We start from the raw sequence: 20217 nt of genomic DNA, 5'->3' as shown, positions 1-20217 counted from the left end.
AGTTAGAAATAAAAATGTAATATAATTGTAAATATAGGTAAATTATGTTTAAACACGCAATTATCGCAGCAAGTATTGCCGCAATCCTCAGCGGGTGTGGGGCCGAAGATCGTGCCTATGACACCTATGAAAAACCAACCGAAGAGATTTCTGTTCAATCTTTAGATACAGAATCACTTTGGATGTACATGCCGTCGACTGGTGAAGCTCCTCGCTATGCTATGACTCAGCGTGGCTTTTTCCAAGGCGATCCAAAGCTAGTTAAACTGCGCTTTGACAAAACTAACGGTATTTATGTTGAAGCATTGGATCGCGATAAAGTAGATTCACTGGAGCCAAGTCGTTGGGGTTCTGAGATCAACCGAGTGCCAGTATTGAAAATTCCTGGCGAATTCCGTCAGTATCGCTGTGCCGAAAATGGTTACGGTGAGTGTACGAACAAAGAAGAGATCAACAGTGATGAAAACGTGGATTGGACTAACGCGACGCACTTCATCCCTGACTACGAAAACATCGAACCGCTATCGAAAGATACATTAAGCACGTGGTATACGGCTAGCAATGTAACCGAAAGTGCAGAACCTCGAGTTGTTTCATACGAATACAACCCAGAAGGAGGGGTGATAAACGTAGAAATCGAGCGTACGTTTACCGCTGACCCAGATGATAGATACCAATTCGACCCGTCTGGCAGTTTAGAGAATCTGTCATTCAAAACTCGTTTTTTCTATTCACTTGTGAAATTAGATAAACTTGCAAGCTCAAACTACGAGCCTGTTTATTATCAGGGACAAGACAGCGCATATTATGGCTTTTTTAATGACAGCAAAGCGGTGAAAACCCACACAGGTGAGAGCGATGTACAAGGTTCACGCTTCGCTTACATCAACCGTTTCAATCCGAACTTAGAGTCGATTGATTACCATCTAAGTGATAGCTATTTTGACGAAGGCAATGAAGCGTATCGCCAATTGACGATCGACACCATGAAAGAGGTAAATGAGTCACTTGAAGGTACTGGCGTGCCGGCAATTAAAATTGTAAATACTGATGCGAAAGCAGGTATTCAATCTGGTGACCTTCGTTACAACGTGTTTAACCTTATCGCAGACCCTGTAGATAATGGTCTGTTGGGTTACGGGCCTTCCGCAACTAACCCACTCACGGGTGAGATTATTCACGCACACGTCAACCAATACCTTGGTGTGATTCGTACCACGACTCGTCGCTACTGGAATGATTTAGCGTTGCGTTATAACCGTCAGGAAATTGCGAAACTAGAACCTGTTTCTGAAGAAACTCAAAATGTTGATGCTGGAGATGATGACGCAGCACCGGTTGCAGAGCCACGAACTGACATTGATGTCTTTACAGACATGATCGCAAGTGATCGTGGGCCAGATCAGTTTGTTCCTGCTGTAACTGAAGGTGAAATGGCGTTTGTAGGACAAGGTAAATTTGTCAATGAAAACCCGAAAGCTGACCTTGATCATCAGTTTGATGTGAACAGCAAAGACTTGGCACTTCAAACTTTCTACAAGCGTCAAGATATGCTTAAGCGTTTCTCTGAGCAGAACGTTTACAGCGAAGATGCAATGTGGCTGAGCACCAAAGCGAAAGGTTTGATCACAGGTATTGACTACACTAATGGTGGATTCTTTGCTGATGACGAGCAGAACACCATGAAAACGTGGAACGACCTCGATCTTGATCAGCAGAAACTCGCAAGCGAAGCAATCTCTATGCATATGTTTAAGTCGACTTTGATTCATGAATTAGGCCACAACTTAGGTTTACGTCATAACTTCATGGGTTCGACAGACAAAGCGCATTTTTACACAGAAGAAGAGTTAGCACGCAGCACATTGGGTCACCAAGCAAAACCCGCTGCTTACAGTTCAATTATGGACTATGGCGCATCGATTTTTGATGAGTTACTTGTGTTCGGTAAATATGATAAAGCTGCACTTAAATTTGCTTATGCTCGTGAAATAGAAACCAATGAATTTGTTGGTGATTCAGTTAATGACAAAACAGGTGCTCAACTCCGTAAAACTTATTCCCTTTCTAAGTACGACCGAGAGTTGACAGAAGATTACAATGCTTACCCTACTGGCGTGATTGCACACCTTCGCGCCAATGCGGGTACAGATGATATCCCAGAACTGGCGAGTTACCGTTTCTGTACCGATGAACATACCTATACAAGCTTAAACTGTGATCGCTTTGATGAAGGTACGTCTCTCACTGAAATCACAGAGTTCCGTATCCAACGCTACTACGATAGTTACGAAACGGCAAACCGCAGAAACGGTCGTGATTGGTTTACTCAGTACAAGCAGTATGAGTACTTCTGGATGCGTATGAATGAGTTCCAGAAAATTCGTGACATTGTTGAAAACGTTGGTGAAATTGATTTTGTATTTGCGCGTTACATCGGCGCAGACACAACCAATAATAAAGGACAAGTCTTTGAAGAAATCGCAGAGAATAACTGTCTAGATTGGCGTGGTAATCCAGTACCACTTGATAATATGTCGGCAGGCCTTCGTCCAATTTGTGACACTTACAACGCCGCAAATATGGCTGCAGACTTCTTCCTTGACGTGTTAACGGCACCCGACAAAGTATGTGAGTTGGAAGAGCTAAGTGGTGTTGATGGGGTACCAAACCGTTATCGTTTCGCAACGCTTTCTGATCTGTGGTTAACATACCAAAGTGGTATGTCGTCAAATCGGGATGTTCCAACAAGCTGTTTTGATGAAGAGCTTGTTCAAACGTTGAAAGGTCAAAGCAACGAAGTTGTTATGCGTTCGGAGACTCGTGACGGTCATATCTGGGCTAGCTTGAAGGCGAACAACCCGTATCAAACAGCCTCTAACTCCATGGATTTGCTTGGTGTGTGGCCTGATAAATTGCTAGCAGCACAAATGTTGGTGCGTCGTGATTCGCCGTATATTTCAACAGAGAACTCAAGCTTAGCACTGATCGACCTATCGGATAAGATAACGAAGCTATATACACACTTGTCTGATCTAGCGGGCCGACCAGAAGCACGTCAAGCGATTTTCGTTGATGGCAATGGCGATTACGTTGAAACTGTTTTGCGCTACCAACAAAGCCTAACTAAAACGATTGAAGCTGTGCCGTCATACTTGTGGCCGATGAAACGCTATTTTGTGATGGGCGGGCAAGAAGCGTTTGAATACTGGACGGAAGGTTCACCGCAAGATACAACAGTCCCTTACTTTGGTACGCTTCTAGAAAACCTGAACAAATACAACCGTGCAAATGAGTATGGCTTGAGTGACTCGGTGAGAGGTTTAAGCGACTCGATCCATATCAATTTGGCAAACAGCAGTTCTGCTGACCCTGATGGCGTCAAGTTTACATGGAAAGGCGTTAACTACTCGTTGAACTCACGTAATACGCTTGCCAATGCTGTGGCGTCACGTGCCCTGTATCAAGAAGATCAAAAGGCTCGAGTCGAGAAGCTAAATGGCTTGCCTTACCGTGTTCGCAATGCTCTGTCAGTGTTTAGAAATACACGTGATCGCAATGAAGCCCGTATTATTGCAATCGGTGACAAGGATGCGTTGGTTGCACTTCGAGACACAACTGGGTTTGCGCGTTGGACTATGTTTGACCGTATGTTCGAAGAGTATGAAGAAGAGGGCAACAAGTGTCTGCGTTTCAAAGTGGATGGTGAGTCAGATGAAGATCATATGAAGCGCAAGTGTAACTCTTTAGCTCGCCTACAAACGGCACAAAACAGTGCGATTGGCAAGTTTGAAGGCGATGAGTTAGATAATATGTTTAACGTGGCACAGATCTTTGGTGACCAAATTACTGAGAATAATACAAGTTCTCTCAATGCATCTCACAAAGAAGTGTATGACTACGACCCAGAGGAGCTTCGTCTGTGGAGTTCAAATGAGTACGTATCATTCCGCCGCGCATTTGAGCAGCTCCCTATTTATGATGATTAAATATAAAATGTTCAAATAAACTTATAAATAGAACCGGTTGCCTTGTTTAGGTGGCCGGTTTTTTTGAGTATAAAATTAAGAGCTTTTGGTCTATTTTTAGCTGCATTACCTTTTATTTATATGTTATATAGATACTTTTGTTATTTTTATAAATAGAAGCTATGTAAAAGAATGTGCTGAATTTTTAGATAAATAAGCAGTTCGCAAGTTAGCAGAAGGCATGGTGAAAAGGATTTATGACCAACCCGAAACTCGTGATCGTAGAAGACGACCCCATTTTAAGAGAGATGTTACAGGAGTACTTTGAAAGCCAATCTTTTGAAGTCGTCACTATTTCTGATGGAGCATTAGCGTGTGAGCAAATTTTAACTATTCAGCCCGATATTGTTCTACTTGATCTCATGTTGCCAGAAGTTGATGGACTGACTATTTGCCGACAAGTGCGAAGTCAGTTTAATGGAAAAATATTGATTCTAACGGCGAGTGATGATGATTTCGATCATGTAGCCGCTCTAGAAACTGGCGCCGATGACTTTATTAGTAAACCCATTCGTCAACGAGTGTTATTGGCGAGAGTACGAATGCTATTACGTCGAGGCCCTGAAAGTTCGATGAATGCTGAGGTGAATAAAAATGAATTGGTTTTTGGCAAACTAAATCTAAATCGAACAACTAAGGCCTGTACGCATGTTGGACAAGATATATCGATAGCTGAGAGTGAATTTGAATTGCTTTGGTTATTAGCTTCTTCCCCCGAACAAGTGTTATCACGTAATTTCCTTACTCAACAATTGAGAGGAGTCGATTACGATGGCATTGATCGTTTTATCGACAATAAAATTGTCATTTTGCGTAAGAAGCTTAACGATATAACCGTTCCACCTAAAAAGATCATCACTGTAAGGGGTAAAGGCTACCTGTTTGTACCCGAGCGTTGGTAACGGTGGCTGATAAATAACATGCGACGTATCTATTTTGAATACCTAGCGGGACTGACTGTCATCTTCTTAGTGAGTATATATTCCTATGCTTTTATTGTTTACAAGTTAAGCACTGACTACGAATACATATTACGAGACCATGAAGCAGAAGCTTATCAAGAATTGATTGATGTGGTTTACCGCGAAAAAGGTTTGCTTGAAACGCAGAATCTATTAAAAAGTTATGCAAATAAGACTCGGCAGAACCTGCGAATCATCCCTTTTGATAACGCTCCAGAATTAGTGAGAAAAGCGTTTCAGCAACAAGGCCGAAATGTCTACTACCATGACGAATACTTCCTTTGGTTAAGGTTGGTTGGAAGTGATGAGTTATATGAGTTATCTAAGAACAAAGATTCTTACCTGAGGAAGCAAATCAAGTTTGAAAACCGGCTTATTTGGGTTTTTGCCATAACTGGTTTTGCATTTAGTGGCCTGTTTTTAGTTTGGAGAATAAAGCGCCGATTAAACAACCTTGAAATGGCGACAGTGGCTTTTTCTCATGGTGATCTATTAGAGCGAGCATCTGAGAAGAACAGCATAAAGTTGGGGACGTTGAACCGCAGCTTTAATGTTATGGCAGACAAGATAAGAGATTTAATCAATAGTAATAAGTCTTTGACTAATGCGGTAGCACATGAGCTAAGAACCCCTATATTCCGGATTCAATGGCAAGCTGAGTTGTTGAGTGATTTAGCGCCAACGAAGCAGCAGTCTAAGGCTATAGCTCGTATTCTTGCGGATACCGAAGAAATGGAAGATATGGTCGATGAGTTGTTGTATTACGCCCGCTTGGAAAGGGGAGGTTTTGAGTTACTTAAGCAACCTATTGATGCTAATGAATGGCTAAATGAGCGTTTTACTATTTGGGAGAAAGAGACAACCCTCGATCTCATTAAGGTGCCATTAAAAATTCCAGCCTCTTTTTATGTCGATCTAAAATTATTCAATCGGGCGGTGGATAACATCGTAAGGAATGCGTTTAAGTTTGCTGATACTAAGATCGTTATTGAGTTATGGTATACCGACAATGAATTTGTTATTGAGGTTCATGATGACGGCAAAGGCGTTGAAGCGGAGCATTGGCCTTTTTTGTTTGATCCTTTCTACAGCGCTAATGCAGCGAGGAACAAGGGGAAAACGGGCCATGGTTTAGGGTTAGCTATTGTTAAACAGGTGTGTGACCGTCACCAAGCACATGTCACTGTTGGTGAAAGTTACTTGGATGGTGCGTGTTTTGCCTTGTCGTTTCCTCGGCTTGAGTTATAAATTCAACATGGTCATTTAGTTGTTTTAAGATTACACTGCGCCCAATATTTCAGAAGTACATATTTAGGTAGAGGTCACCATGGACCAAGAACATTACGAAGACGCTGACTACGAAGGCCAAGAGCTGGGCGAAGAAGGCGAAGAGATTGAGATTGAAGCAATTGGTATCGATGTTTCATCACAGCCAATCGAGCTCTACAAGGTGTTTAAAATTGCTAACCTAGTGAGTGGTGGCGGTGAGGCTAAACACATCATTTCTGAAGGTTATGTTGCGGTAAATGGTGAATTAGAAACTCGTAAACGTCGTAAAATGTACGATGGCGACTTCTTTGAATTCAACCAAGAGTATTATGTAGTGGTGTGTGATCAGCCAGTACAAGAAGAATCAGAAAAAACGAAAAAGAAAGAAGCGCCTAAAAAAGACAACAAGGCGAAGAAAGCTCAGTCTAAAAAGGATTCTAAGAAGAAAGAATCTAAGAAAAGCAAAGCAGAAATGCTAAGCGCAACGGCTGAACCAAAGAAAGAGAAAAAAGAGAAGAAGAAAGAAAACAAACCGAAAAAGAAAGCGGATGCGCCAAAGGCAACACGTGATGATAAAAGCGGCCGTAATTCTATCGAATTCTTCTAAACTACAGATCTAAACGGCTGCTCTAAAACTATTTTTTTAACCATTTGTTTAAAAAACAAGCAACGTTAAACCTCGGTTTTGCGTTAAGCAGATATCAAAAGGCTCACTATCTAGTGAGCCTTTTTTGTGCCATTAAGCCTGACTTATTCACTGACTTTTTATCTCATTTTTTCTTTGTTGTTATCTCTGTTCGACAACAAACTCTACAAATCGATCACGGAGTGTATTTTCGCTATTTCTATTCCATATCAGGCCGACTGGCCAAGTGGCGTATTCACCTTCTAACGCAATGAATTCCACATCGGTATTACTAATGAACTGCGCACTGCTGGGTACAATGGTGAAACCGATATTGGCAGAAACCAAGGCAAGCAGGGTCAGAATATCATCGGCTTCTTGCGTCTTTGATAAGTCGATTTTATTGGCAAGACAATATTGTTGAATCTGTCTGTCTAATCCGGGGCCACGGTGCTGGGTGAGCTTTAGGTAAGGCCATTCCGATAACTCAGAGACGACGAGGTTTTTGCTTGGCGCTTGCTTGAGAAGATCTTTGTGTATCGCGACCACAAGCGAATCATTGAACAGTGTTAGGCTTTCTAAATCCGATGATTCTGGTATCCGATTGAAGCTGATATCGAGATCATGGTTTAACAGTTCATCTGTTTGTTGCTTGGAAGGCGTGTCATTTAAGGTGATATGAACGTCTGAGTATTGTTGTTTATAAGCCGCAATAAGCTTGGGTGCTTCATGATAAGTAGACACGCCAAAGGCAATGTTCAAATGTCCCTGAGTCCCTTTCACCACAGAGCCTGACAGTTGTTCAAACGCTTGCATTGAATGAACCAAACGTTGGGCTTCTGCCAGTAACGTTTTCCCCGCGTGCGTGAGCTCTGCGCCATTCCTGCCACGAGAAAACAAAGATGCCCCAATGTTGGATTCAAGTCGTTGAATCTTTTTAGTGAGTGCCGATTGAGTGATGTAGAGCTGCTCTGACGCCAAACGGTAATTGCCCGATTTAGCGAGCTGACAAAATGCCTTCAGTAGATCAAATTCCATTCCAAATGCTCATTGAATTGAGAATATGTTTCATTATATGGAATTGAATTGATTTTTTATACTAGGTTCATACCAATCAGATAAAGCAAAGCTTGAGGACCAATCATGAAGAAAGACATCAAAGTAGCGTCGGTTCAATTTAACCACCACGCAGGTGATAAGGCGTATAACTTATCCGTTATAGAGCAATATGTTCAAAAGGCTGCGGACAGTGGCGTGGAGATCGTCAGTTTCCCAGAGATGTGCATTACCGGTTATTGGCATGTGTCTGCTTTGTCTCGCGATGAAATTGAAGTGCTAGCGGAACCTGTACCGAGCGGTGAATCCGCTCAAAAGTTAGTTTCACTGGCAACGCAATTTGGCATGAGCGTTGGCGCAGGCTTGATAGAGCAGGGCACTGATGGCGAGTTATACAACACCTACGTATTCGCCATGCCAAATGGAGAAGTTCAGAAACATCGAAAACTGCACACCTTTGTTAGCTCTCACATGAGCAGTGGCGACCAATACACAGTGTTCGATACGCCGCATGGCTGCAAAGTGGGTATCTTGATTTGTTGGGATAACAACTTGGTTGAAAATGTCAGGATCACTGCTTTGAAAGGGGCAGATATATTGATTGCACCACACCAAACGGGCGGTTGTCATTCACGAAGCCCGAACGCGATGAAGCGAATTGACCCTGAGTTATGGTTTAACCGAGATGAAAACCCGGATGCGATTCGTGCTGAAATGCAGGGTAAGAATGGCCGTGAATGGCTAATGCGTTGGTTGCCTGCAAGAGCGCACGACAACGGTATGTTTGTGGTGTTTAGTAATGGTGTCGGCGTTGATATGGATGAAGTAAGAACAGGCAATGCGATGATCCTCAGCCCTTATGGTGAAATCATTGCTGAGACCGATAGTGTTGATAACGACATGGTGATTGCAGAGCTAAAAGCAGAAGAGTTAGACATGTGTACTGGTAGACGCTGGATTCGTGGCCGTAAGCCAGAGTTATATCATTCACTCACACAACCTCTTGGTCATGAACTTGATCCGCACCAAGCGCGTTTTGCTGAGAAATAATGGTGTAAGCGCTGGTGAAAAGGATGTATTAGGGACGGTTGAAAGGGCGGGGAAGCAGGAAGGGAGAAGGGTTCCTGATGTAGTCTACCCACTTAAACTGTTTTTAAGTGGGTAGACTATTTACACATCAAGCATCAAGCATCAAACGTCTAAGTTCTATTCTCAATGTCGAGTGCGAGAAGACGTCAGTTCTGATGCGCGAAGCTGAGCAACGGCTTTTGCTAGTTCAAGCTGAGCTTGTGCAAAGTTGATGTCTACATTGCCCTTATTGATATTCTCTAGGGCTGCATATTTCGCTTCTTCTGCGCGAGCGCGGTCAATATCTTGGCCGTGCAAGGCAGTATCGGCTAACACCGTTACCACATCCGGCTGAACTTCTAGCATCCCGCCAGAAACATAAAGCACTTGTCCCTCTGACTTAGGGTCGGTGACAAACACTGTCACGCCTGGCTTTATTTTACTGAGAAGCGGGGAGTGACCGGGGCGGATCCCCAGCTCACCATCAGCGCCAGAAACGGCTAGGGCATACGCTGGACCTGAAAACAGCGTACCTTCCGCACTTACAATATTAAGTTGAAATGTATTATCTGTAATTCCGATAGCCATGGTGCACCTGCCTCTTAGAGTGATTTTGCTTTGTTAAGCACTTCGTCGATAGAACCACAGTACAAGAATGCTTGCTCTGGGATATCGTCATATTCGCCGCCTAACAGGCCTTTAAAGCCTCTTAGTGTTTCGCTTAGCGGTACAAACACACCTTTCTGACCGGTAAACACTTCGGCTACGTGGTAAGGCTGAGTTAAGAAACGTTCAATCTTACGAGCGCGAGATACGGTCTGTTTGTCTTCAGTAGACAGCTCATCCATACCAAGAATCGCGATGATGTCTTTTAGCTCTTTGTAACGTTGCAGCGTTGTTTGTACTTTTTGTGCAATGTCGTAGTGCTCTTGGCCAACCACAAGCGGGTCCAATTGGCGAGAGGTCGAATCCAATGGGTCGATTGCAGGGTAGAGGCCCAATGCCGCGATGTTACGCGACAGTACAACGGTTGCATCTAAGTGAGCAAAGGTTGTTGCTGGCGATGGATCGGTCAAGTCATCCGCAGGTACGTATACCGCTTGAATAGACGTGATCGAACCTTGTCTGGTTGATGTGATACGTTCTTGTAGAACACCCATCTCTTCAGCCAGCGTTGGTTGGTAACCTACTGCTGAAGGCATACGACCTAGCAGTGCCGATACTTCTGTTCCCGCAAGCGTGTAACGGTAGATGTTATCAATGAACAACAGTACGTCACGACCTTCATCACGGAAGCGCTCAGCCATAGTCAGGCCTGTCAGTGCAACACGCAGACGGTTTCCCGGTGGCTCGTTCATTTGGCCGTAAACCATGGCTACTTTGTCTAGTACACCCGCTTCTTTCATCTCGTAGTAGAAGTCGTTACCTTCACGAGTACGCTCACCAACACCGGTAAATACAGAGAGACCTGAGTGGGCTTTTGCGATGTTGTTGATAAGCTCCATCATGTTGACGGTTTTACCTACGCCAGCACCACCAAACAGACCGATTTTACCGCCCTTTGCGAACGGACAAATAAGGTCGATAACTTTAACGCCTGTTTCTAGAAGTTCAGTACTGTTTGCTTGCTCTTCATAAGAGGGTGCTTCACGGTGAATTTCGTAGCTTTCTTTCTGGCCGATTTCACCACATTCATCAATAGGCTGACCAAGAACGTTCATGATACGGCCTAAGGTTTCTTCGCCCACAGGAACGGTGATCGGAGAACCTGTGTTTTCAACAGTTAGGCCGCGGCGCAAGCCATCTGACGTACCCATTGCAATACAACGAACGATACTGCCACCCAGTTGTTGCTGAACTTCCAATACGAGAGAGCTTGCTTCCTCGCTCGTCACTTTCAATGCATCATAAACGCGTGGGCTGTTGCCGCCGCTGAACTCGACGTCTACCACCGCGCCGATAACTTTAACTATTTTTCCAACACTCATCTCTAAATCCTCAAATTCTATTCTTAACCCACTCTTTTCTGCCCTTAGACAGCTTGAGCTCCTGAGACTATTTCACTCAGTTCTTGGGTAATGGCAGCCTGTCGCGCTTTGTTGTATACCAACTGCAAATCATCGATGAGTTGGCCTGCGTTATCGGTCGCCGCTTTCATGGCCACCATTCGGGCTGCTTGCTCACAGGCAATGCTCTCTACGATGCCTTGATACACTTGTGATTCAATGTATCGATGTAACAGCTCAGAGAGGATGTCTCTTGGTGCTTGTTCATAGATGTAGTCCCAACGACGTGCTTTTTTCGCACCTCCATCGGCCTCAGAGTCTGAAGGGTGGGGCAGCAACTGCAAGGTCGTTGGTTCTTGAACCATGGTGTTGATGAACTGGTTATACACGAGATACAAACTGTCGATTTTTTCGTCGTCGTAATGCCCTAGCATCGCGTTAACTGTACCTAAGATGTCTTCTAATTTAGGCGCGTCACCAAGACCTGACGTTTGCGCGATAACATTGCCGCTGCGTTGGAAAAATGAGATAGCTTTTGAACCAATTAGGGTCGTTTCTACTTCAACGCCTTTGGTACGCCACATCTCCATTTCTTCTAACACTTTCTTGAACAAGTTCGAGTTCAAGCCACCACATAAGCCTCGATCGGACGAAATAATGATGTAAGCAACGCGTTTTGGTTCACGCTGTTGAAGGTAGGGGTGCTGGTATTCCAGCGACCCTGATGCGACATGAGAGATAACTTTACGCATGTTCTCGGCATATGGACGTGTTAGCGTCATATTGTCTTGAACTTTACGCATCTTACTTGCCGCAACCATCTCCATTGCACTGGTGATTTTCTGAGTGTTACTAACACTGCCTATCTTGGTGCGAATTTCTTTAGTATTTGCCATTATCTGCTCCTAATTTGTTTTGATTTCCAGCCAACAAACCGGAGCGTTTACCAAGCTTTCAACGCTACAAAGTCACCGAGAAGCTTTGCAAGAGCGCCATCAATTTCATCGTTGTAGTCACCATTAGCGTTGATGGTGTCGAACAACTCTGGGTTTTGACCTTTCGCGTAAGCAATCAATTCTTCTTCAAAACGCGCAATCTTGTTCAACTCTACGTCAGCCAAATAGCCTTTTTCTGCTGCGTAGATAACCGTTGCTTGCTCAGCGACAGACATTGGAGAGTATTGCTTTTGTTTCATCAGTTCGGTTACACGCTCACCATGGTCAAGCTGCTTACGAGTCATGTCATCTAAGTCAGAAGAGAACTGAGCAAATGCGGCTAATTCGCGGTATTGAGCTAATGATGTACGGATACCACCAGACAGTTTCTTGATGATCTTGCACTGAGCCGCGCCACCCACACGAGATACCGAGATACCTGGGTCAACTGCAGGACGTAGGCCTGAGTTGAACAGTTGGGTTTGTAGGAAAACCTGACCATCAGTAATTGAGATTACGTTGGTTGGTACAAACGCAGATACGTCACCCGCTTGAGTTTCAATGATAGGAAGCGCGGTTAATGAGCCTGTTTGGCCTTTTACTTCACCGTTCGTGAATTTCTCAACGTATTCCGCATTCACTCGTGCTGCACGTTCTAGTAGGCGTGAGTGGAGGTAGAATACGTCGCCAGGGAAGGCTTCACGACCCGGTGGACGCTTAAGTAGCAATGAGATTTGACGGTAAGCGACGGCTTGCTTTGATAGGTCATCATAGATGATCAGTGCATCTTCACCGCGGTCACGGAAGTATTCGCCCATTGTGCAACCTGCATAGGGTGCTAGGTATTGAAGCGCGGCTGATTCTGATGCTGACGCCACAACAACGATGGTATTTTTAAGCGCATCATGGTCTTCGAGTTTACGAACAACGTTTGCGATAGTGGAGGCTTTCTGGCCAATAGCCACATATACACATTTGATGCCAGAATCTTTCTGATTGATGATCGCATCGATAGCTAATGCTGTTTTACCCGTCTGACGGTCACCGATGATAAGTTCACGTTGACCACGGCCGATAGGCACCATAGTATCAACGGCTTTATAACCGGTTTGAATTGGCTGATCGACGGACTTACGCTCGATTACGCCGGGTGCAATTACTTCTACAGGGTCGAGTCGGTCACAACTCACTGGGCCTTTGCCATCGATTGGCTCGCCTAATGTGTTCACTACACGGCCAAGCAGTCCGTTACCGACAGGCACTTCCAAGATACGGCCAGTACCTTTCACTTTCATACCTTCAGATAGGTCAGTGTAGGGGCCCATAACTACGGCACCGACTGAGTGCGTGTCAAGGTTAAGTGCAAGAGCGTACTTGCCACCTGGAAGCTCGATCATCTCACCCTGCATGACATCCGCAAGGCCATTAATAGTAATGATGCCATCACGAACCGAGACGATGGTGCCTTCGTTGCGAGCTTCGGTGCTCACATTAAATTTCGAGATGCGATCTTTAATCAGGTCGCTGATTTCATTTGAATTTAATTGCATAATTGTTACCTATCTCGCGTGAAGTTGATGAGCTAATCGGTTAATTGATGTGTTCAAAGAACCATCGATGACGGTTTCACCCGCCTTGATTACGATCCCGCCAACCAGCGAGTCATCAATAACCTGTTCCATTTCAACCTGACGCTCTAATTTCTTCTCAAGTGCAGCAGTGAGTGATGTAACTTGATCTTGTGTAAGCAATTCCGAACTGGTGACAGTGACAGGGATTACACGTTCATGTTCGTCCTTTAGGTCGCTGAACAAGTTAAACAAGTCTCTGATCACGGCAAGACGGCCATTCTCAGCCAAGACTTTAATGAGATTAATGACGTGGTCATCAACGAGCCCTTGGCAAACGTGAATGATGAGATTGACCAGTTCTTCAGATTGCTGTGTGTGAACACCTTCTGCTGATGAAATCTGCTTAGCGATCGTTTCTTCTTCCGCTACCGTCACAAGAATGGACAGCATTGAGTGCCACTCTTGTAACTTGTTTTCACCTAAAGCAAAGTCGAACGATGCTTTAGCGTAGGGATGAGCAATATTGGTGTAATCTGACATATTGCCTCCGTTTAGAGTTCGCTTATCATTTGATCAACTAACGCTCGGTTCGTTTCAGAATCTAGGTTTTTGCTGATCAATTTCTGTGCACTTTGAATAACAGCATCTGCCATATCCGCCTGAAGTTCACGGCGTAACTTTTGACGTTCGCCTTCTAGCTCAGCTCTACCTTGCTCTAAGATGCGCGCTTTTTCTTGCTCACCTTCTTGGTGAGCTAAGGTGATGATTTCGTTGCGGCGTTTTTTGCCTTGCTCAATCAGTTCGGTCACATTTTTTTTCGCATCTGCGACGAGTTGTGCGCCATTTGATTTTGCTAGTTCTAGCTCTTTCGCTGCATTCTCTGAGTGGCGTAAACCATCAGCGATTTCTTTTTGGCGCTCGTCTAACATCGCGGTGAGAGGGGGCCATACATATTTCATGCATAGCCAAACAAAAATCACGAATGAGATTGCTTGACCAAACATGCTGGCATTTAAATTCATACCTTCCTCACTAAATCTTGATTATTTACAAATCGATCTTTTCAAAGCTTTCAATTAAGCAACGGCAAAGATGATGTATAGACCGATACCAACACCGATCATCGGTACAGCATCAACAAGGCCCATCATGATGAAGAATTGAGTACGAAGCATTGGAGTAAGGTCTGGTTGACGAGCAACACCTTCAAGGTATTTACCTGCTAAGTTACCAATACCAGATGCTGCACCTGCTGCACCTAAACCGATCAGTAATGCACCTGCTACATATAAAACTGCGCTTACGATATCCATTTGTATCTCCGATAAATAATGTGTTAGTTAATTTTTTAGTTATTAATTAGTGGTGTTCTTCTGTTGCCATTGCTAAGTAAACAACGGTCAGTACCATAAATATAAATGCTTGTAAGAATACGATTAATATGTGGAATAAGGCCCATGGTACACTTAGTGCCCATTGCATCCACCAAGGCATTAGTGCGATAAGGATGAATATCATCTCGCCTGCATACATATTTCCGAATAATCGTAAGCCTAGCGATATTGGCTTTGAAATTAATGTTATTAATTCAAGAACAAAGTTAACAGGATATAAAAGAGGGTTATCAAATGGCTGAGTAGTGAGCTCTTTGATAAAGCCTTTCAAACCTTTATTTTTGAACGTATAAGTTAACAATAAAATAAACACACCGAGTGCCATCGACATTGGGATATTTACATCCGCTGTCGGTAGGTCTCTAAAGTGCTCTAAACCCATTACACGAGTTAACCCTGGTATTAAATCTATAGGCAATAGGTCGACTGCATTCATTAACAACACCCAAACAAAAGTGGTTAATGCCAGTGGCCCTATTAATTTATCCTCCGCTTGAAAAATCTCTTTGACTAGGTTGTTAACGAAATCAAAGATAAGCTCGATAAAACATTGAAAACGACCTGGAACACCGCTAGTGCCCTTGGTCACTACATATCGAAAAGCTCCAATAAACAGTAAACCCGTGATCCAAGATACCAACATTGAGTCAATGTTGAACGCCCAGAAACCATCACCTGTAGTTAAGAAGGTTAAGTGATGCTCTATGTATTCGTGAGCGGTAGTGACTTGATCCATACTACACGTACTCCGATCTTGTAGAGGCAGTAATAAATGGTGTTAAGAAGTACCCAATCATTGTGAAAATATACGCGTATAATATTACTGGGTTATCCAATTTAAAAAACTGGAATGCCAAGATAAACATTAAGAACGTATAGGTTATTTTCACGACACGACTCATTTGCATTAAGTCACGTAAACTATAATTAGGGTTCTTGTGCACCTTAAGGCTTGCATATATAAAACCAAACAGCGGTGGTAACATCGCGATTACGACACCCAAAGCTGAAGACTCCATATCTACTTTATTACCAAAAAACACTTCATATAAAACTACACCGACGGCTAATACTATTTGGCAGAGAACAACTCTTTTAGCAGCAACAAGGATGTCGCTACTTATCCCATTAAGCCTCATAATAAAACCTTATATTTAACAGTGTAAGTCAATATAAAACACAGTTTGAATATGTTTTGTTACTAGCACTTACTTGTTAATAGCAATTTGACTTGTTAATAAACCTTTACTTGTTAACAAAGAAATAATCTTTCTGGCTTTATATCTCCTGACGAAATTAAACGTTAAAAACTAACTCGCTATCGTTTCGACAAAATATAAACTACGCCTAAAATTATGTGATCAAAACGACAAATATCGGCATCAATAATTCCATTTTTGAAATGAGTGTTTTTCATTTATGAAAGTAATAGTTCTATTATTAAATCCATGAATATTTAAAATGCTTTGTTTATAGCGAGAAAAGGGAGGTTTTACCCAGAAAATTAGAGAGAAAAAATATCAGGATATAATGTTATCAAGTAAGTATATTCAATGACTTAGAGTCTTTTCTAAATGTGATGGCGGGTTGGTATTCGAAGCGGGGTATAACCAAGGTTTTGTTGATATTGGAAGGTTTCGTTTGTGTAGTGAAATAGCAGTATGGTGCTCCTTATCATTAAGCTAATACTTTTCAATATCGTTATCATATTTTCATTATTGATGTATTGGAACGCGAATCAACACGCCCAACACCGGGTTCAAGATGAAAATTTGCTGAAAAATTCAGCATCCAACCGCTGATGCAACAAGATCTAGGGTCAATGATAAGGGCGAGGAAACATACATACAGATGAAAAGTACGGGTTAATTGACTCAAAAATAGAGGTATCGCTGAGGTTGGGTCGAATTATTATCGGACGAATTCGCAGAGCATCGACCCAAAAATCACAGTTTCAATACAGAAATAATCGGAATCTAAAGATGTTTGTCGTATCAATAGGCCTATAGGAAGCGCCTTCATTCATGTTCCTTTATTACTCTTCATAGCTTAGGTATTGAATGCACAAGTCATGAAAGGCTTGTGCTTGTGGCGAGATCGTACGGTCAGCCAATCTGAAAATACCGATCTGACGTTGTAAGGGCGGGTCAATCAATGGAATCCACACCAAGCGGGTTTCATTGGTTGGGAAAGCCAGTTTAGGTAGCGTGGTCACGCCTATCCCGAGCTCTAACACCGAAAACAAAGAAGTAATGTTCTCTACTGAATACAGAGCTTGTTCGCTGAGCATTCGTGCAGGTGTTGGGTCAAGTAGCGTACAAGTACCGTTGCGAATGAAGGGTTGTTTTAACAAAGTTTGCCACTCTATTCCCTCTCGTTGGGAGGCGATAGGGTTGTCTTTCAGGCAGACCACACCAATAGGATCTGAAAGCAAAGGGGTGAAATCAATGCTCTCTTCTTCTAAATGGGAGCTATTTCCGAGGGCAACATCCACCTCTCCAGAGAGTAATCTCGCTTCCACACCTGCCGCATTATCGTCAATTAAGCTGACCTCAACATTGGGGTACTTTTCGCAAAAAGCCCCTAAAACACTAGGGATTAGTTTTGCGGCCACTGAAGGAACGCTCGCTATTCGAACTCGCCCTTGTTGTCCAGCTGCTGCAGCACGAAGGTCGTTATCTAATGCTTTGTAAACATTCAAGAATTGAATGATTTTCGGTAAACATATTTCGCCAAAAGGTGTCAGTGTCGATTTGTTGCCTGTTTCAAACAATGGTTGGCCGAGAATTTTTTCTAGCTCTTTTATCGATGTTGAGAGTGCCGCTTGCGAGCGATTTGCTCGGTGAGATGCCGCTCTAAATCCGCCTTCTTCGACCACTAAAACAAAATGTTTTAATTGTTGTAGCTTAATACTCATGACAGGAATCCTTCTCTAGGCCTTGCTATACCTTACTTTTTCAAAGGTGATAGGTTTTATTTATCAAATGCACAAAATTTACCGTTAGATTTATCAGCCGTCAAGGTGCAGTATTTAACCATCTTGAAACATAGTTGTTACAAAGTTGGATGGAATCGTGAACGCACAAACTAAAAAACACCCAGTAAAAACCGAGCTTTTCGCTTCAAAAGCACCACTAGAGTGGGCAATCGTTAATAACGGCACTCTATACACAGCGCAGATTCCAATTGATGAAACTGGCGCAGTAGTAGAGGGCGGTATTGAAGCGCAAACGCGTCAGACTTTTAACAACCTTGTTCATACGTTGGAGTGTGCAGGCGAATCTATGGATTCAGTGCTGCAAGTTCTGATTTACGTGACAGACCGTGAATATCTAAAAACGGTAAATAGCGTATACGGAGAATACTTCAATGCACCTTATCCAAACCGTGCTGCGGTCGTCGTTGCAGGGTTAGCAAGAGAAGAGATGCTGGTCGAGTTCGTGGTTTATGCATCGGCCTCTCAACCTGAATAATTTGACTGTGAACTACAGCTATTTGCGGATCAAAACTCTTTTGAATTGAAGCAGTTTATTGATACAAGCGACGTGGTTTACTTTAGATACAAAATTTACGACTTATTTTAGCAATTAATTACCTGAATATTAACAGTTTATTAATTAACCAGATGGTTGCCAGACTCAACCGCAACCTAACCGTTACAAGGACAGAATGATGACTCTATTACAGAATGTTCAAGCAGAAAACGCACTTTACATTGGCGGCGAATGGCAAGCGGGTGTAAGCACCGTTGCGAACATTAACCCATCAGATATTTCTGAAAACATCGGTAACTTCGCACAAGCAAGTGCTGACCAAGTTCAACAGGCGATTTCAGCGGCAAAGCACGCTCAACCAGAGTGGGAAAAAACGCCGATTGAACGTAAGCAAGCAGTACTTCAAGCAATTGGTGATGAGCTGATTGCACGTTGTGATGAGCTAGGTACGTTGCTTTCTCGTGAAGAAGGTAAGCCTTTTGCTGAAGGTCGCGGTGAGATTTACCGTGCAGGTCAGTTCTTCCAGTACTTTGCAGCTGAAGTGCTTCGTCAAATTGGCGACAACGCAGAATCAGTACGCCCTGGCGTTTCTGTAGAAGTGACTCGTGAAGCGGTGGGTGTTATCGGCATCATCTCTCCTTGGAACTTCCCAACAGCAACAGCAGCTTGGAAAATCGCTCCAGCATTGGCTTTCGGTAACAGCGTTATCTGGAAACCAGCAAACTTAACACCAGCAAGTGCGGTTGCGTTAACTGAGATTATCCACCGCCAAGGCATGCCAGCAGGCACGTTCAACCTTGTGCTAGGTAGTGGTTCAAAAGTAGGTGATGCACTGATCAACTCTAAAGAAGTGAACGGTGTGAGCTTTACCGGTTCTGTTGATACAGGTCGTAAGGTTGCGGCGGCTACAGCGCCAAACTTCGTTCGTTGCCAATTAGAAATGGGTAGTAAGAACGCACTTGTGGTTGCTGATGATGCTGATATCCAAACAGCTGTTGATGCGACTATCGCAGGTTCGTTCTCTGGCGCAGGTCAAAAATGTACAGCATCTTCTCGTCTAGTGGTTATGGATGGCATTCACGACCAATACGTTGAAGCACTGATCAAGCGTATGAGCGAGCTTAAAGTGGGTCATGCACTAGAAGACGGCGTATTCATGGGCCCTGTTGTTGACGGCAACCAACTTGAAGCAAACCTTGGTTGGGTTGAGAAAGCACGTCAAAGCGGCGGTGAGCTAGCATTTGGTGGCGAACGCCTAAGCATGAAACACGAAGGTTTCTACATGTCTCCAACGCTGTTCTTGAATACTAAGAACGATTGGGAAGTGAACCAAGAAGAAGTGTTTGCACCAATGGCAAGCGTGATTCGTGTAGCTGACCTAGAAGAAGCTATCGCGACAACAAACGATACTCGCTTTGGTCTAACGGGCGGCATCATTACTCAAAGCCTACGCACTAGCGCAATGTTCAAGCAACAAGCGCAAACAGGTTGTGTGATGGTGAACCTACCAACAGCAGGCACCGATTACCACGTACCGTTTGGTGGTCGTAAAGAGTCTAGCTTCGGTCCTCGTGAGCAAGGTCAGTACGCGAAAGAGTTCTACACAGTAGTGAAGACAGCTTACCAGCGTCCTTACTAATCAACTTTCTATATAAGAATTGGATAGCTGAGGATATAAAGTCCCAAGCTATCCTGCTATCGAATTGGCCTGATTCACAGAGTCAGGCCAACACCCAAACCAAAGCAGCAAACGAAATTAGACAAGTGATTTAACCCATTTTTGAAAACATGTTATTTGAGCGTGTTTTC

The 20217-nt window shown here is 43.5% G+C and carries 18 protein-coding genes; 7 read left to right on the top strand and 11 right to left on the bottom strand.

The features are described from left to right. Positions 1–44 precede the first annotated feature (44 nt). The 4 genes from L3V33_RS03305 to L3V33_RS03290 all read left to right on the top strand — a co-directional run bounded on the left by L3V33_RS03305 (position 45) and on the right by L3V33_RS03290 (position 6866). A complete protein-coding gene (locus tag L3V33_RS03305; RefSeq protein WP_237289007.1) occupies positions 45–3989 on the top strand; it encodes a zinc-dependent metalloprotease in 3945 nt (1314 codons plus the stop codon). 236 nt (positions 3990–4225) lie between these two features. After that, the gene (locus L3V33_RS03300; protein ID WP_145565444.1) at positions 4226–4930 is read left to right on the top strand and encodes a response regulator; all 705 of its coding nucleotides are present in this window, start codon (positions 4226–4228) and stop codon (positions 4928–4930) included. A gap of 18 nt (positions 4931–4948) precedes the next feature. Then, complete coding sequence (locus L3V33_RS03295; protein WP_108123152.1) at positions 4949–6238, top strand: ATP-binding protein; 1290 nt, start codon at positions 4949–4951, stop codon at positions 6236–6238. A 79-nt stretch (positions 6239–6317) separates the two neighbouring features. Further along, positions 6318–6866: an RNA-binding S4 domain-containing protein gene (locus L3V33_RS03290; protein ID WP_237289003.1), complete on the top strand. Its 549-nt coding sequence runs from the start codon at positions 6318–6320 to the stop codon at positions 6864–6866. A gap of 180 nt (positions 6867–7046) precedes the next feature. Here the strand turns inward: L3V33_RS03290 and L3V33_RS03285 are convergent, their stop codons facing one another. Then, entirely contained in the window at positions 7047–7922 is an 876-nt protein-coding gene (locus tag L3V33_RS03285; protein WP_237289001.1) for a LysR family transcriptional regulator, read from the bottom strand. Between the two features lie 105 nt (positions 7923–8027). Here L3V33_RS03285 and L3V33_RS03280 point away from each other — a divergent pair, with 105 nt between their 5' ends. Beyond that, positions 8028–8990 (top strand): nitrilase family protein, encoded by a 963-nt coding sequence (locus L3V33_RS03280; RefSeq protein WP_237288999.1) that lies wholly within the window; start codon positions 8028–8030, stop codon positions 8988–8990. 162 nt (positions 8991–9152) lie between these two features. Here the strand turns inward: L3V33_RS03280 and L3V33_RS03275 are convergent, their stop codons facing one another. From L3V33_RS03275 to L3V33_RS03230, 10 genes are all read right to left on the bottom strand, one after another. Then, positions 9153–9596: a F0F1 ATP synthase subunit epsilon gene (locus L3V33_RS03275; RefSeq protein ID WP_004730391.1), complete on the bottom strand. Its 444-nt coding sequence runs from the start codon at positions 9594–9596 to the stop codon at positions 9153–9155. A gap of 14 nt (positions 9597–9610) precedes the next feature. Continuing rightward, positions 9611–10996, bottom strand: coding sequence for a F0F1 ATP synthase subunit beta (gene atpD / locus L3V33_RS03270; RefSeq protein ID WP_004730394.1), 1386 nt, complete (start codon positions 10994–10996; stop codon positions 9611–9613). A 44-nt stretch (positions 10997–11040) separates the two neighbouring features. Further along, entirely contained in the window at positions 11041–11910 is an 870-nt protein-coding gene (atpG, locus tag L3V33_RS03265) for a F0F1 ATP synthase subunit gamma (RefSeq protein WP_012600781.1), read from the bottom strand. Between the two features lie 47 nt (positions 11911–11957). After that, the gene (gene atpA, locus L3V33_RS03260) at positions 11958–13499 is read right to left on the bottom strand and encodes a F0F1 ATP synthase subunit alpha (RefSeq protein WP_009844932.1); all 1542 of its coding nucleotides are present in this window, start codon (positions 13497–13499) and stop codon (positions 11958–11960) included. Positions 13500–13508: 9 nt separating this feature from the next. Continuing rightward, positions 13509–14060 (bottom strand): F0F1 ATP synthase subunit delta, encoded by a 552-nt coding sequence (locus L3V33_RS03255; RefSeq protein WP_009844933.1) that lies wholly within the window; start codon positions 14058–14060, stop codon positions 13509–13511. An 11-nt stretch (positions 14061–14071) separates the two neighbouring features. Beyond that, a complete protein-coding gene (locus tag L3V33_RS03250) occupies positions 14072–14542 on the bottom strand; it encodes a F0F1 ATP synthase subunit B (RefSeq protein WP_004730401.1) in 471 nt (156 codons plus the stop codon). Positions 14543–14596: 54 nt separating this feature from the next. Beyond that, positions 14597–14833, bottom strand: a complete 237-nt coding sequence (atpE, locus tag L3V33_RS03245) for a F0F1 ATP synthase subunit C (protein ID WP_004730405.1) — start codon at positions 14831–14833, stop codon at positions 14597–14599. A gap of 46 nt (positions 14834–14879) precedes the next feature. Beyond that, positions 14880–15650, bottom strand: a complete 771-nt coding sequence (atpB, locus tag L3V33_RS03240) for a F0F1 ATP synthase subunit A (RefSeq protein WP_017082381.1) — start codon at positions 15648–15650, stop codon at positions 14880–14882. A gap of 1 nt (position 15651) precedes the next feature. Further along, on the bottom strand, positions 15652–16053 hold the full coding sequence (locus L3V33_RS03235; RefSeq protein ID WP_004730409.1) for a hypothetical protein: 402 nt from the start codon (positions 16051–16053) through the stop codon (positions 15652–15654). An 896-nt stretch (positions 16054–16949) separates the two neighbouring features. Then, a complete protein-coding gene (locus tag L3V33_RS03230; RefSeq protein ID WP_004730410.1) occupies positions 16950–17831 on the bottom strand; it encodes a LysR family transcriptional regulator in 882 nt (293 codons plus the stop codon). A 157-nt stretch (positions 17832–17988) separates the two neighbouring features. On the opposite strand from L3V33_RS03230, the gene L3V33_RS03225 reads away from it, so the two are divergent. After that, a complete protein-coding gene (locus tag L3V33_RS03225; RefSeq protein WP_004730412.1) occupies positions 17989–18387 on the top strand; it encodes a RidA family protein in 399 nt (132 codons plus the stop codon). A 199-nt stretch (positions 18388–18586) separates the two neighbouring features. Next, positions 18587–20047, top strand: coding sequence for an aldehyde dehydrogenase family protein (locus L3V33_RS03220; protein WP_065206003.1), 1461 nt, complete (start codon positions 18587–18589; stop codon positions 20045–20047). Positions 20048–20217: the final 170 nt, after the last annotated feature.

It is taken from the genome of Vibrio sp. A2-1, from assembly GCF_021728355.1.
In the GTDB taxonomy this organism is placed as follows: Bacteria; Pseudomonadota; Gammaproteobacteria; order Enterobacterales; family Vibrionaceae; genus Vibrio; species Vibrio splendidus_K.
This window is presented reverse-complemented; position numbering and strand designations above follow the sequence as displayed.

Coding starts and splice junctions, on each gene's coding strand:
- L3V33_RS03305 (WP_237289007.1), top strand. CDS start 45: ATGTTTAAACACGCAATTATCGCAGCAAGTATTGCCGCAATCCTCAGC.
- L3V33_RS03300 (WP_145565444.1), top strand. CDS start 4,226: ATGACCAACCCGAAACTCGTGATCGTAGAAGACGACCCCATTTTAAGA.
- L3V33_RS03295 (WP_108123152.1), top strand. CDS start 4,949: ATGCGACGTATCTATTTTGAATACCTAGCGGGACTGACTGTCATCTTC.
- L3V33_RS03290 (WP_237289003.1), top strand. CDS start 6,318: ATGGACCAAGAACATTACGAAGACGCTGACTACGAAGGCCAAGAGCTG.
- L3V33_RS03285 (WP_237289001.1), bottom strand. CDS start 7,922: ATGGAATTTGATCTACTGAAGGCATTTTGTCAGCTCGCTAAATCGGGC.
- L3V33_RS03280 (WP_237288999.1), top strand. CDS start 8,028: ATGAAGAAAGACATCAAAGTAGCGTCGGTTCAATTTAACCACCACGCA.
- L3V33_RS03275 (WP_004730391.1), bottom strand. CDS start 9,596: ATGGCTATCGGAATTACAGATAATACATTTCAACTTAATATTGTAAGT.
- atpD (WP_004730394.1), bottom strand. CDS start 10,996: ATGAGTGTTGGAAAAATAGTTAAAGTTATCGGCGCGGTGGTAGACGTC.
- atpG (WP_012600781.1), bottom strand. CDS start 11,910: ATGGCAAATACTAAAGAAATTCGCACCAAGATAGGCAGTGTTAGTAAC.
- atpA (WP_009844932.1), bottom strand. CDS start 13,499: ATGCAATTAAATTCAAATGAAATCAGCGACCTGATTAAAGATCGCATC.
- L3V33_RS03255 (WP_009844933.1), bottom strand. CDS start 14,060: ATGTCAGATTACACCAATATTGCTCATCCCTACGCTAAAGCATCGTTC.
- L3V33_RS03250 (WP_004730401.1), bottom strand. CDS start 14,542: ATGAATTTAAATGCCAGCATGTTTGGTCAAGCAATCTCATTCGTGATT.
- atpE (WP_004730405.1), bottom strand. CDS start 14,833: ATGGATATCGTAAGCGCAGTTTTATATGTAGCAGGTGCATTACTGATC.
- atpB (WP_017082381.1), bottom strand. CDS start 15,650: ATGGATCAAGTCACTACCGCTCACGAATACATAGAGCATCACTTAACC.
- L3V33_RS03235 (WP_004730409.1), bottom strand. CDS start 16,053: ATGAGGCTTAATGGGATAAGTAGCGACATCCTTGTTGCTGCTAAAAGA.
- L3V33_RS03230 (WP_004730410.1), bottom strand. CDS start 17,831: ATGAGTATTAAGCTACAACAATTAAAACATTTTGTTTTAGTGGTCGAA.
- L3V33_RS03220 (WP_065206003.1), top strand. CDS start 18,587: ATGACTCTATTACAGAATGTTCAAGCAGAAAACGCACTTTACATTGGC.